Annotated in this window: 13 protein-coding genes and 1 riboswitch; of the genes, 6 read left to right on the forward strand and 7 right to left on the reverse strand. The window is 69.3% G+C overall.

Annotated features, from left to right (window positions below):
• Positions 1 to 9: 9 nt before the first annotated feature.
• The 4 genes from TU34_RS12105 to TU34_RS12120 form a co-directional block, all read right to left on the reverse strand.
• A complete protein-coding gene (locus tag TU34_RS12105; RefSeq protein ID WP_052688886.1) occupies positions 10 to 1,344 on the reverse strand; it encodes a hypothetical protein in 1,335 nt (444 codons plus the stop codon).
• Between the two features lie 2 nt (positions 1,345 to 1,346).
• Positions 1,347 to 2,420 (reverse strand): NlpC/P60 family protein, encoded by a 1,074-nt coding sequence (locus TU34_RS12110; RefSeq protein ID WP_420835182.1) that lies wholly within the window; start codon positions 2,418 to 2,420, stop codon positions 1,347 to 1,349.
• Between the two features lie 160 nt (positions 2,421 to 2,580).
• Positions 2,581 to 3,174, reverse strand: a complete 594-nt coding sequence (locus TU34_RS12115; protein ID WP_045823101.1) for a C40 family peptidase — start codon at positions 3,172 to 3,174, stop codon at positions 2,581 to 2,583.
• A 15-nt stretch (positions 3,175 to 3,189) separates the two neighbouring features.
• Positions 3,190 to 3,389: riboswitch (cyclic di-AMP (ydaO/yuaA leader) on the reverse strand.
• A 110-nt stretch (positions 3,390 to 3,499) separates the two neighbouring features.
• Positions 3,500 to 3,781: a hypothetical protein gene (locus TU34_RS12120; protein ID WP_160298524.1), complete on the reverse strand. Its 282-nt coding sequence runs from the start codon at positions 3,779 to 3,781 to the stop codon at positions 3,500 to 3,502.
• Positions 3,782 to 4,012: 231 nt separating this feature from the next.
• Between TU34_RS12120 and TU34_RS12125 the strand changes: the two genes are divergently transcribed.
• Positions 4,013 to 5,773 carry a DEDD exonuclease domain-containing protein gene (locus TU34_RS12125; protein WP_420835179.1) on the forward strand — a complete coding sequence of 587 codons (1,761 nt, stop codon included), beginning with the start codon at positions 4,013 to 4,015 and terminating at the stop codon, positions 5,771 to 5,773.
• A 49-nt stretch (positions 5,774 to 5,822) separates the two neighbouring features.
• Positions 5,823 to 6,098, forward strand: a complete 276-nt coding sequence (locus TU34_RS12130; protein ID WP_045823103.1) for an Lrp/AsnC family transcriptional regulator — start codon at positions 5,823 to 5,825, stop codon at positions 6,096 to 6,098.
• A gap of 21 nt (positions 6,099 to 6,119) precedes the next feature.
• Here the strand turns inward: TU34_RS12130 and trpD are convergent, their stop codons facing one another.
• The gene (trpD, locus tag TU34_RS12135) at positions 6,120 to 7,229 is read right to left on the reverse strand and encodes an anthranilate phosphoribosyltransferase (RefSeq protein ID WP_045823104.1); all 1,110 of its coding nucleotides are present in this window, start codon (positions 7,227 to 7,229) and stop codon (positions 6,120 to 6,122) included.
• Between the two features lie 57 nt (positions 7,230 to 7,286).
• Positions 7,287 to 7,757, reverse strand: a complete 471-nt coding sequence (locus tag TU34_RS12140) for a hypothetical protein (RefSeq protein WP_052688909.1) — start codon at positions 7,755 to 7,757, stop codon at positions 7,287 to 7,289.
• 81 nt (positions 7,758 to 7,838) lie between these two features.
• On the opposite strand from TU34_RS12140, the gene ctaE reads away from it, so the two are divergent.
• The 4 genes from ctaE to qcrB all read left to right on the forward strand — a co-directional run bounded on the left by ctaE (position 7,839) and on the right by qcrB (position 12,298).
• On the forward strand, positions 7,839 to 8,450 hold the full coding sequence (gene ctaE / locus TU34_RS12145) for an aa3-type cytochrome oxidase subunit III (protein WP_082080203.1): 612 nt from the start codon (positions 7,839 to 7,841) through the stop codon (positions 8,448 to 8,450).
• 67 nt (positions 8,451 to 8,517) lie between these two features.
• On the forward strand, positions 8,518 to 9,447 hold the full coding sequence (qcrC, locus tag TU34_RS12150) for a cytochrome bc1 complex diheme cytochrome c subunit (protein ID WP_045823106.1): 930 nt from the start codon (positions 8,518 to 8,520) through the stop codon (positions 9,445 to 9,447).
• 35 nt (positions 9,448 to 9,482) lie between these two features.
• The gene (gene qcrA, locus TU34_RS12155; protein ID WP_045823305.1) at positions 9,483 to 10,673 is read left to right on the forward strand and encodes a cytochrome bc1 complex Rieske iron-sulfur subunit; all 1,191 of its coding nucleotides are present in this window, start codon (positions 9,483 to 9,485) and stop codon (positions 10,671 to 10,673) included.
• Positions 10,670 to 12,298, forward strand: a complete 1,629-nt coding sequence (qcrB, locus tag TU34_RS12160) for a cytochrome bc1 complex cytochrome b subunit (RefSeq protein WP_045823107.1) — start codon at positions 10,670 to 10,672, stop codon at positions 12,296 to 12,298. Before qcrA ends, qcrB begins: the two co-directional genes overlap by 4 nt.
• Before the next feature lie 150 nt (positions 12,299 to 12,448).
• Here the strand turns inward: qcrB and TU34_RS12165 are convergent, their stop codons facing one another.
• Positions 12,449 to 13,042, reverse strand: coding sequence for a GNAT family N-acetyltransferase (locus TU34_RS12165; RefSeq protein WP_238981268.1), 594 nt, complete (start codon positions 13,040 to 13,042; stop codon positions 12,449 to 12,451).

Here is a 13,042-nt window from a genome sequence, read left to right on the forward strand (position 1 = left end):
GCTCGCGCGTCACCGTCGGGCGGCGTCGCGCAGCCACTGCTGCCAGCCGGAGATGACCGCGGCGCCGGGACCGCCGAGAGCGGCGGTCATGGCCTGCGCCTGTTGGGCCGGGGTGCTCGGCCCGCCCGCGAGGGACAGATAGAGCTTCTTCAGATCGGCGGCGCCGTGCGTCTGCGCCACGTAGGCCGCGAACGACCATGCTGTCTGATACGCGATCGGCGCCCCGGCCCCGGACACCGTGAACGCGTCGTCGGCGGGCAGTCCGGTCGGCACCGATCCGGCGGCGACCTCGGCCATCAGGTCGGGCGCGGCGTCGCTGATCGACCGGTAGGTGCCCGCCCGTCCCACGTACTCGGCGACGCCCTCGGTCACCCAGGTCGCCGCGGTCGGTTTCGTCGACGTGCGGGCGGCGACGTGGGTCAGTTCGTGTCGCAGCACCACGTCCAGAGCGGGCCCCGGCAGTCGGGTGATCGCGCCGGGGGTGAACACCACACGCTGGCCCACCGTGTATCCGCCCACCGCGTCGTCGGAGGCCGAGACGGTGGCGGCCGCAGCGGCGCTCGCGTCGGCCGGCGCACTGCGCGACAGGGCGGAGAAGACCGTGGTCGAGTCGGTCGCGACGACGACGGTCCGGCGCGGCCAGTCGGGGCCCCAGAACGCCGCGACCGCGGCGACCGCTCCCGGCATCGCCGACTGCAGGCGTGCGCCCAGCGCGCGACTGCCCGGGTAGTCGAGCACCACCGACTGCTTCCCACCGGTCGCGACACGACGCGCGGCCACCCCCGGGAAGTCGAAGAACTCCGGCGATGGGGCGGCCGAGGTCCCCAGCAGCGGCCCCGCCTGGCCCACGATCTTCCAGTCGTCGCCGTAGCGCGCGAACACGAGCGGATCGGTGACGGTTACCGGCGGCTCGTCGACGCCGGCGAGGGCGTACCGCAGGACGGTGGGGACGACCCAGGAATCGGAACTGCCCGCGTCGTCGAGTCGGGACTGGACCGCCTCGGGGAGCAGTTGTTCACCCAGACCGCCGGAGCTGGCCGGGTCGATGCGGTACTCGAGCGTCGAGAGTCCGACGTCGTGGATGGCGGTGCCCTCGGCGACGAGGGTCTGGCGGAACGCCGGGGCGGCGGTCACGTCGACCAGTGCCCCGATCGCGTTCGCATCACCGGCTTTCTGTGCCGCGCTCAGCTTCGCCAGCGTCGCCTGCACACCGTCGGTGCGCTGTTGTTCGAAGACATTCTGTGTCTGCGACGTCGGTGTCGTGGTGTCGCCACCCCCGTCACCGCAGGCGGCCAGGACCAGCAGTGCGACCGCGATCGGGACCGCACCCCATCGGCGCGTCACCGTCAGTAGCGCCGGGCGGAGTTGTACGGGCCGGCCTGGTCGATCGGCACGACCTTGACCGGGACGCCGAACGTCGAGGCGTGCACCACGTACCCGTCGCCGACGTACATGCCCACGTGGGACGCGTCCGGGTAGTAGATGATCAGATCGCCGGGCCGCAGATCACCACGGGCGACCGGCGTTCCCCCGGAGAGTTGGGATTCGCTCGAGCGCGGCAGGGTCTCGCCGGCCTGCTTGAACGCCCACACCATCAGTCCCGAGCAGTCGAACTGGGTCGGCCCGGTGGCGCCCCACACGTAGGGGTCGCCGATGCGGGTGAGCGCGGCCTGCACCGCGACGACGGCTGCGGCGGTGCCCTTCGGGATCAGGGACGGGTCGAAGTCGATGTTCGGCCCACGAAGGGCGGCGAGCTGCTTGCCGGTGAGCGATTCGTAGATGGCCTTGACCTGGGCGATCTGGAGCTGCAGATCGCTCTGCTTGGCCTGCAGGTCGCCGCGGGTCCTGTCGACGGCGGCGAGGGCCTTCGCGGCGGAGTCCCGGGCGGCGACGGCCTCGGCGCGGGCCGCGGTCGCCGAGGCGCTGGCCGACTTGTAGGCCCGCAGGTCGGACGAGGTCTGACGCGAGACCATCTCGAGGCCGGACATCTGGTCGAGCAGTGACTGCGGGGAGTCGGAGACGAGCACGGCGTAGAGACGGTTCACGCGTGCACCGCGGTAGCTGGCGCGCACGAGCGCGTCCACGCGGTTCTGGAGTTCGTCGAGTCGTGACGACAGACCGTCGAGAGTCGCGGTGGCCTTCGCGGCACGGGCATCGGCGGCGGCGACATCACGACGTCGCTGGCCGAGCTCCTCCTCGGCGCGGTGCATGGCCTCGGCCGACTGCTCGGCCTCGCGTCCGAGGGAGGTGTAGCGGGTCAGCAGTTGATCGGGCGAGCGGGGTGCGGGCTCGGCGCCCGCCGGTGTCGCGAGGGTGACGGCGAGGACCAGGGCGACCGCGAGCACGAGGGTCATCTGGACCGCCGAGATCGCACGCGCCATCGCGTTGTCGCTCACCACACGCATTCGTCGACTCACCACTTCCACCACACCGGTTCCCGGTTTCACGTCACCCGAGGGGCAGTCCGCACAACCGGGAGGAGATCAGCGCCCCCCGCCGTCCGCCGGGAAGGATACGGGTCACCGAACCCCCGCGATGGATGTTCGGTGACAGCCGGATCGGCCGACGGCCGGATGTCTCTCAGTAGCGACGAGCGGCGTAGAAATCCATCGACTTGAGGCTCGCCTTCTGCACCGGCACACCCTCGGTGCTCGAGTGCACGATCATGCCGTTGCCGATGTAGAGGCCGGCGTGCGAGCCGCCGTTGAAGATGACCACGTCGCCGGGGCGCAGGTCGCTCTCCGACACGGGACGACCGCCGCCGAGCTGGCCGTAGCTGTCACGCGGGATGGTCTTGCCGGCCTGCTTGAACGACCAGTAGACGAGACCGGAGCAATCGAAGGCGCGGGGACCCGCGGCGCCGTAGACGTACGGCGAGCCGATGCGGGTGAGCGCGGCCGACGCGGCGCGCTGACCGAGAGCGCCGTTGCGTCCGAACAGATCGGGCGACGACTCGGGGCCGTTCGGCTTCGGCTTGGCCTTGAACTGCGGGGGGATCTGGTTCTCGGTGATGCCGGGGATCTCGAACGTCCCGATGCCGGGGACGGTCACCGGGGCGGCCAACGCGGGTCCTGCCCCCATCGCCACGGTGCCCAGGGTGATCGACCCTGCGATCACAGCTCCTCGCGCCGTCTTGAGACCGGTGCTGGGCTGTTCCAAACGATGTTTCGCCACGAAGCGAGTTCTCCTCAGATCTTCCTCGACCGCCTACCGGGTTAGCTGTCGGATTCGGGCCGGAAGACTGGCCCTACCCCCGTGAGAGCGCGCGGACGTGCGAGATCTGATCCCGACCGGCCGCTCGAACACACGGAGGATTCACCCCGATCGGACTGGGTCCGAAGTGATGGTTCCCCGATTCGCCCCTGGGGGCGATTGAGCGGTGACCTCGCGATCCGCGACTTGGCGTCGCGGGACACCCCGCAAGGTCTCGGAAAGGTTACGAAACCGTACGTCGATCTGTCCACCGGGACACGAGTTCGGCGCGTTGCCGCGTGAAAGGTCAGCCTGCGCGTAGTTCTCGCACGTCAGCGAGGTGCTGCGAGTCGTGACCACGCGTTTCGGTGACGATCGGTTCGCGACGCGCGGACGGGCCGACCAGTCCCAGGCCGATGAACACATCGACGGCGTCACGGACCGCGTCGACGTCTCCGGCTGCCGGCGGCGGCACCGAGCGCAGACCATCGGTGCTGTTCACCGCAGTGGGCAATCCGACGAACACGGTCATCATGCAGCCGTCGCAGGACCGGGGACGACCGGGGCACGTCGCGCAGTCGATGTGCATTGTGATCTCCATCTCATTTGTGCCGGGAAGGCGTTCGGGCGGAATGCAACGGCGTCGAGCTGTCCGATCCGCGGTCTCTCACCGGTGTCGGCCGGTATGACGGGGACGCTAGACACCCCCTCCGACAACCCGACCGCGCTCGCGGCTGCGGGCGTGGTTGTCGGGGTGTCGAACTAACGTTCGCCTCATGCGTCACCCTCATCACATGGGCACCGCCGAATCGACGACGTCGTGACCGCCGCCGACGTCGACGACCGCGGCGTGCAGCTGGCCTTCGACGAGATCGGGGACCTCGGCAACGACACCCCGTTACGGGAGACGACCTTTGTCGTCGTGGACCTCGAGACGACCGGCGGCAGCCCGGTCGCCGACCGCATCACCGAGATCGGCGCGGTCAAGGTGCGCGGAGGGGAGATCCTCGGCGAGTTCGCCACGCTGATCGATCCGGGATGCGCCATCCCCCGGCACATCGTGGCCCTCACCGGCATCACCGAGGCGATGGTCTACCGGGCCCCGAGGATCGAGGAGGTGTTGCCCGCGTTCCTCGAGTTCGCCGACGGGTGTGTGCTCGTGGCGCACAACGCCCGCTTCGACACCGGCTTCCTGCGCGCCGCCGCGACGGCCCAGGGCCGACCGTGGCGGTTCCGTCGCGTGCTGTGCACCGTCACCCTCGCCCGGCGGGTGTTGCCGCGCGACGAGGCGCCGACGGTGAAGCTCTCGGCCCTCGCCCGCCTGTTCGCCGTCGGCACCACCCCGACGCACCGCGCCCTCGACGACGCCCGCGCCACCGTCGAGGTGATGCACGCCCTGTTCGAACGGGTGGGCAACCTCGGCGTCCACACCTATCGCGAACTCGTCGAGTTCCTGCCGGGTCTCACCACCGCCCAGCGCGCGAAACGCACCATCACCGACGGTCTCCCGGCACGGCCCGGGGTCTACCTCTTCCGCGGCCCCTCCGGTGAGGTCCTCTACGTCGGCACCGCCACCGATCTGCGCCGACGGACACGGCAGTACTTCACGGGCTCGGAGACACGGCCCAGGATGCGCGAGATGATCTCGCTCGCGACCCGGGTCGATCACGTCGAGTGCGCCCACCGGCTCGAGGCCGGGGTCCGGGAACTGCGACTGCTGGCCGCACACGCACCCGCCTACAACCGCCGTTCCAAGACGCCGCACGCCGGGTGGTGGGTGGTGCTCACCGACGAGGCCTTCCCCCGCTTCACGGTGAGCCGCCGTCCCGGCGAGGTGTCGGTGGGGCCGGTGCGGGTGCGCTCCGACGCCGCCGCCCTGGCCGATCTCGTGGCCGACGTGTGCGGGTTGCGGACGTGCACACGGCGGATCGGGGCGTCGGGTCGGCACTCCTGCGGGCTGACCGATGCCGGCCGACGACCGGTCGGCGGGTGTCGCGGCGCCGGCGCCGAACCGGTGAGCGCAGAGGAGTACGCACCGGTCGCGGCGCGCGCCCGGGCGATCCTGGTCGGCGACGACGACTCGCCGTTGGAGTCGGTCCTCGACCGCCTCGACGTCCTCGCCGCGGCGGAGATGTTCGAGACCGCGGCGCGCCTGCGCGACCAGCTGTCGACGACGCTGTCGTCGCTGGAGCGCTGCCAGCGGCTGGCGTCGCTGTGCGCCATCGCCGAGCTGGTCGCCGCGCGGTCCGACGGCGCGGGCGGTTGGGAACTCGCGGTGATCCGCCACGGCCGACTCGCCGCGGCGGGGGTCTCCGTGCGCGGGGCCCCACCGGTCGCGATCGCCGAGGCGTTGGCGGCGTCGGCCGAGACGGTGGTGCCCGGTCCGGGTCCCCTGCGGGGGGCGGCGTCCGAGGAGGCGGCGCTGGTGCACGCGTGGCTCGTGACGCCGGGTACCCGGATCGTCTGCAGCACCGATGGTTTCGTGATGCCGGTGCGGTCGACGGCGCGGTGGTCGCAGTGGCGTGACCGTGCGGGCGTCGCGCGGTCCCGATCGCGGGAACTGCTCTCGCTGGCGGGCTGATCGTGCTGTCGCGGCCGTTCGGGGTCCGCGGCGCCATAGACTCGGACAGATGATCACGGCCATCGTCCTCATCTCCGCCGACGTCCACGCCATCGACGAGACCGCGCAGGCCGTGGCCGACGTCGAGGGCGTTCGCGAGGTCTACTCCTGCGCAGGCGACGTCGACCTCATCGCGACGGTCGCGGTCCGCGACCACGAGCAGATCGCGGCGGTCGTCACCGGCACCATCAACAAGCTGCCCGGGGTACGCCACACCGCGACCCACATCGCCTTCAAGACGTTCTCCAGCTCCGACGTCGACGCCGGGTTCTCGATCGGCGAGTGACCGCCGGGGGCGCGAGGCGAACTACGTGAACGCCGCCCACCGGGTCAGCAGGTCGGCGGCCGCCCCGCTGTCGATCGCGCCGGCCGCCCGCGTGATCGCGGACTCGATGCGGCCGTAGAGGTCGTCCTCGCGGAGTGCGACGGTGTCGGACCGGTCGTCGGCGGCGAGATCGTGGGCGACGATCGCCCCCGCGGCGTTGAGCAGCACCGCGTCGCGCACCGGACCGGGACCGCCCGCGACCAGATCACGGGCCACTCCGGCGTTGTGCTCGGCATCGCCACCGCGGAGGTCGGCCGGATCGCAGCGCGCCACCCCGATGCGGGTCGGGTCGAATGTCGACACCTGTACCGAGCCACCCGCGGCGACCCATACCGTCGAGGTCGTCGTCGTGGTCAGTTCGTCGAGACCGTCGTCGCCCCGCACCACCAGGACCGAGTTGCCCCGACGCGCGAAGGCCTCGGCGACGACCGGCGCCAGATCGGCGAACGCACACCCCACGAGCCCACTCGAGGGCTGCGCCGGGTTGGTGAGCGCGCCCAACACGTTGAACACCGTGGGGATGCCGATCTCCTTGCGCGGAGCGGAGGCGAATCGCAGCGCCGGGTGGAACACCGGCGCGAAACAGAAGCCGATCCCCAGTGTCGCGACACTGCGGGCGACGTCGTCGGCGCGCAGCGTGATGTCGACACCGAGGCTCTCCAACACGTCGGCGCCACCGCTGCGCGACGACGCCGACCGGTTGCCGTGTTTGACCACCGGGACCCCCGCCGCGGCGACCACGATCGACGCCATCGTCGAGATGTTGACCGTGTTCGACCGGTCACCGCCGGTGCCGACGATGTCGACCGCCGGCCCGTCCACCGCGACCCGCACCGAGTGCGCGAGCATCTCCGCGGCGAGCGCGTTGAGTTCCTCGGCCACGGGCCCCTTGATCTTCAGAGCCACACCGAAGGCGGCGATCTGGGCGGCGGTCGCGTTGTCGGACATGATCTCGTTCATCGCCCAGCGTGCCCATCCGGCCGACAGGTCGCCGCCGTCGGCGAGTGCGCCCAGGACCGACGGCCAGGTCGCGGCAGCGGACTCCACGACACCGGACTGAGCGGCCGTACTGCGGTCACCACGGGGATTCATGACGGTGAGCGTATTCGTCCCCCCGAGTGCCCGACACGCGCCGGTTGGGGCGACCGGTCAGGACTCCGGCCGCTGGAGCACCTGCCACCCGAGCACGGTCCCGTCGTGGCGGGCACCGAGACCCGCCATGCGCGACCGCTCCTGCGAACAGTGCAGCGCGTCGACGAGCTGCGTGCGCGCCAACGCGACACGCTCCATACCGGGCCCCGACTTGACCTCCGGACCGTCGATGCCGTCGGCGTCGACGACCTCGTAGCCGTCCTGCGCCGCGGTCTCCGCGACGGCCTCCATCTGTTCGGACGGCACCACCAACAGGTGCCGCAGCACCGCCTGGTCGGGCTCGCGCCACGCCGAGTCCGCGAGCACCGACGAGGCCGCCGCGGTGTCGTCGAAACACTCGGCGACGACGACGAGATCGGGATCACCCGGGGCCGGCTCCGATGCCGCCGCCGAACCACCCCGCAGGCGCCCGAACAGGCGTTGCAGACCCCCGGTCGCAACCGGGTGTCCGTTCAGGTCACGGGCCATGAGCAGCACTCCTCGATCATTTGCGACATTTTCTCCCACCCAGCTGGTGTTCGGTTACTACGAACCGTCATACTTCAATCTGTGACTAGCGCTGCAGGTACCTCGGGCACAGCCATCACCTCGAGGGTGCACTCTCTGAACCGTCCCAACATGGTCAGCGTGGGCACCATCGTCTGGCTGTCCAGTGAGCTCATGTTTTTCGCGGGTTTGTTCGCGATGTATTTCGTCGCCCGAGCGAACTCGGGTGGCAACTGGCCCCCGGAACCGACGGAGCTGAACCTCTTCCTGGCCATCCCGGTCACGGCGGTGCTCATCCTGTCGTCGGTGACCTGCCAGATGGGCGTGTTCGCCGCCGAGCGCGGTGACGTCTTCGGTCTCCGCCGCTGGTACATCCTCACCTTCATCATGGGCGCGTTCTTCGTCGGTGGTCAGGGCTACGAGTACTACCACCTGGTGCACGAGGGGACGACGCTGTCGTCGAGCGCCTACGGGTCGGTGTTCTACATGGCCACCGGGTTCCACGGTCTGCACGTCATCGGCGGCCTCATCGCCTTCATCTTCCTGCTGATCCGCACCAAGCTCAGCAAGTTCACCCCGGCGCAGGCCACCGCGGCGATCGTCGTGTCGTACTACTGGCACTTCGTCGACATCGTGTGGATCGGCCTCTTCGCGACCATCTACTTCATCCGGTGATACGACGCCGAGACATCTCGGCCGACGATCGCACGCTCGCAGCCCGCAACCACCAGAGAGAGCAGAGATGAGTTCTTCTCCCCCGCCCACCACGGCCGACGACTCGGTCGACGGGGTCGGCGCCGGCAACCCCGGCACCCAGCGCACCGATGCCCGGCGCGCGAAGTCGCGTCGCAAGCTCCGTCGCCGCGCGACCGGCGCCCTGCTCCTGCTCGCGGGCCTGATGGTGGCCGGTGGACTCGCCACGGCGATCACCCCGACCCCCCAGGTCGCCACCGCCGATGCGCAGACCAACGCCGCCCTGATCCAGGACGGCAAGAAGCTCTACGAGACCTCGTGCATCACCTGCCACGGTCGCAACCTCGACGGCGTCCAGGACCGCGGGCCCTCGCTCGTCGGTGTCGGTGACGCGTCTGTCTACTTCCAGGTGTCCTCGGGCCGCATGCCCGCGGTGCGCGGTGAGGCCCAGGCCGCCCGCAAGCCGGCCAAGTTCACCGAGGCCCAGGTCGACCAGCTCGGCGCCTACGTCCAGTCGGTCGGCGGCGGTCCGTCGGTCGTCTACGAGCACAACGCCGACGGCACCGTGAAGGTCGAGAACGGCTACCCGGTCAAGGCCATGGGCGAACTGCGCGGCAACGACATCGGGCGCGGCAGCGAGCTGTTCCGCCTGAACTGCGCCTCGTGCCACAACTTCACCGGTCGCGGCGGAGCCCTGTCCTCGGGCAAGTACGCGCCCACCCTCGACCCGGCGAACGAGCAGCAGATCTACACCGCGATGCTCACCGGTCCGCAGAACATGCCGAAGTTCTCCGATCGTCAGCTCACGGAGGACGAGAAGAAGGACATCATCGGCTACGTGAAGTACGCCAGCGAGACCAACCCGCAGGGTGGCTACGCGCTCGGCGGGTTCGGACCGGTGTCGGAGGGAATGGCGATGTGGGTCGTCGGCGTCATCGCCGTCGTCGCATCGGCGATGTGGATTGGATCGCGTTCATGAGCGACGAGCAGAAGCCGAGGGATCCGGACGAGGAGATGACCCCGCAGAACGCGGAGGGCACCGACCATCCGCCGACCTTCACCCGCGACGAGCTCGAGAAGATGAGCAACGACGACCTGGTGAAGCTCGGTACGAACCTCGACGGTGTGGAGATCATCCACCGCCGCGAGCGGTTCCCCGTTCCCGGCACCAAGGCCGAGAAGCGCGCCGAGCGTTCGGTGGCGATCTGGTTCGCACTGTCGGGCATCCTCGCCGTGGCGTGCTTCGTGATCTTCCTGTTCAACCACTGGCACTTCGTGCTCCCGGGCGGCAAGAACTACTTCCTGTACACGCTCAACACGCCGTTGCTGGGCATCACCTTCGGTGGCTCGATCCTCGCGATCGGCATCGGCCTGGTGCAGTACACGAAGAAGTTCATCCCCGAGGAGATCTCGGTCCAGGACCGCCACGACGGCGGGTCCAACGACGTCGACCGCGCGACCACCGTCGCGCTGCTGTCGAACGCCGGCAGCACCTCGACCATCGGTCGTCGCAAGCTGATCATCGGGTCGGCCGCGTTCGGTGTCGGTGCGTTCGCGCTGACCGGCGTCGTCGCGCTGCTCGGCGGCATCGTCAAGAACCCGTGGGCCAAGGGCAAGGACTCCGATCTCTGGCACACCGGCTGGTCGCCGATCTACAACGATCCGAAGTCGCCGAACGAGACCGTGTTCCTGCGCCGCGACACCGGCAACCCGAACCAGGTCGTCCTGGTGCGCCCGGAGGATCTCGACGCCGGCGCCATGGAGACCGTGTTCCCGTGGCGAGTGTCCGACGGTTTCGGTGAGACCGAAGAGTCACGTGAGAAGTTGCACAAGGGCCTCAAACTGGTCCGCAACCCGGTCATGTTGATCCGCCTGCGCCCCACCGACACCGCCAAGGTGATCAAGCGCAAGGACCAGGAGAGCTTCAACTACGGCGACTATTTCGCCTACACAAAGGTGTGTTCGCACCTCGGATGCCCCACGTCGCTGTACGAGCAGCAGACCAACCGCATCCTGTGCCCGTGCCACCAGAGCCAGTTCAACGCGCTGGAGTACGGCAAGCCGATCTTCGGACCTGCTGCGCGGGCACTGGCGCAGCTCCCGATAACGGTGAACAATCAGGGATACATGGTTGCAGCAGGTGACTACATCGAGCCCGTCGGACCCGCCTTTTGGGAGCGGGGCCAGGGGAAGGACAAGCCATGAGCGTCATAGCTGACCGCGCGGCCACACAGGCCAACGAGGTCGACTCCCGTTACCACCTCGCCGCAGGCGTCCGGCGACAGATCAACAAGGTGTTCCCGACGCACTGGTCGTTCCTCCTCGGAGAGATCGCCCTGTACAGCTTCGTCATCCTGCTGATCTCGGGTGTCTACCTGACGCTGTTCTTCGACCCGTCCATGGCCGAGGTGACCTACAACGGGTCCTACCAGCCGCTCAACGGCGTCGAGATGAGCAAGGCCTACGCCACCGCGCTGGACATCTCGTTCGACGTGCGCGGCGGTCTGTTCGTCCGTCAGATCCACCACTGGGCGGCACTGCTGTTCGCCGCGGCGATCATCGTGCACATGGCCCGCATCTTCTTCACCGGTGCGTTCCGTCGCCCGCGTGAGGCGAACTGGGTCATCGGCTGCTTCCTGCTGATCCTGGCCATGTTCGAGGGCTTCTTCGGCTACTCGCTCCCCGACGACCTGCTCTCGGGCACCGGCGTCCGCGCCGCGATGTCGGGCATCGTGATGGGTATCCCGGTGGTCGGCACGTGGGTCCACTGGGCCCTGTTCGGTGGCGACTTCCCCGGCGAGATCATCATCCCGAGGCTCTACATCCTTCACGTGCTGCTGTTCCCGGGCATCATCCTGGCGCTGATCGGCGCCCACCTGGCGCTGGTCTGGTACCAGAAGCACACCCAGTTCCCCGGCCCCGGCCGCACCGAGAAGAACGTGGTCGGTGTCCGCATCCTCCCGGTCTTCGCGGTCAAGTCCGGCGCGTTCTTCGCCGTCACCTTCGGCATCCTCGCGATCATGGCGGGCGTCTTCCAGATCAACCCGATCTGGGTCCTGGGTCCGTACAACCCGGCGCACGTCTCGGCCGGTTCGCAGCCCGACATCTACATGATGTGGACCGACGGCATGGCGCGACTGATGCCGGCGTGGGAGATCTACTTCGGCAACACCTACACGATCCCGGCCATCTTCTGGGTGGTGGCGATCATCGGTGTGGTGTTCACCGTGATGTTCGCCTACCCGTGGATCGAGAAGCGCCTCACCGGCGACGACGCTCACCACAACCTGCTGCAGCGTCCGCGTGACGTCCCGGTCCGCACCGCGATCGGGTCGATGGCCCTGGCGTTCTACGTGGTCCTGACGCTGTCGTGCATGAACGACATCATCGCGCTGAAGTTCCACATCTCGCTCAACGCGACCACGTGGATGGGCCGTATCGGCCTCATCGTCGTGCCGCCGCTGGCGTACTTCATCGCCTACCGCTGGGCCCTGGCACTGCAGCGCAGTGACCGCGCGGTCCTCGAACACGGCATCGAGACCGGCATCATCAAGCGGATGCCGCAGGGCGAGTACATCGAGGTGCACCAGCCCCTCGGCCCGGTCGACAGCCACGGACACCCGATCCCGCTCCCCTACGAGGGCGCGGCTCTGCCCAAGCGGATGAACAAGCTCGGGTCCGCCGGCGCACCCGGTACCGGTTCGCTGATGGTGGCCGACCCGATCGAGGAGCAGAAGCGCAACGCAGAGATCGAGCACGAAGCCCATCGACAGGAGCACGAGGCACTCGCCAAGCTCCAGTCGCGCGGCGGGAACATGCTCGAGAAGTAGGGGTCCACTCCCCCACTCCGCACGCCACGACGGCCGGTGAATCCCTCAGGGGTTCACCGGCCGTCGTCGTTCGCCCCCTCGTCGTTCGCCCCCTCGTCGACCGTCCACGTCGTCGCACCGACCGAAGCGGTCAACTGGCCGATCGACGGGTCACCACGGGTCGCCGCGGCGGCGATCGGCCACCAGGACCGCGCCGAGATCGATCGCGCCCGTCCGGATCGGCGCTCCGAAGACGAGGACACAGTCCTGGTCGTCAGGCGTGTCCACGACGCCCTCGGCAGCGACAGCACGGAGAGGCCCCTCCCAGGGCACCCAGCCGCGAGACCGATAGAGCCGCATACCCGCCTCACTGGCCGCGAGAGCGCCGATGTCGTACGCGGCGTCCACGATGTCCTCCACGGCCGCCATGAGGGCTGAGCCGAGTCCCTGGCGCTGCGCTGCGGACGACACCGCCACCGCCTCGACGTAGCCGACCCGACAGACCCGGTCCCCCACGGCGAGCTGTCGTTGCACCACCGCGGCGTGTCCGAGGACGTCACCCGACGCTCCCTGCGCGATCACGTGCACCCCGCCGAGGGCGTGGTCGAAGTCGTCGTCGTCGAAGTCGCCGGCGAAAGCGTCGGTCATCAGCGCGCGGATCGCGGCGAGATCGGACGCCGAGAGGTCGGCGGTGTGGGCACGACGAAGGGCAGGTGCCGCGGCACCTGCCCTGTCGATGTTGCGTTCGTGCGGCTCAGCCGGCAC

The organism is Williamsia herbipolensis, assembly GCF_000964005.1.
GTDB classification, from domain to species: domain Bacteria; phylum Actinomycetota; class Actinomycetes; order Mycobacteriales; family Mycobacteriaceae; genus Williamsia_A; species Williamsia_A herbipolensis.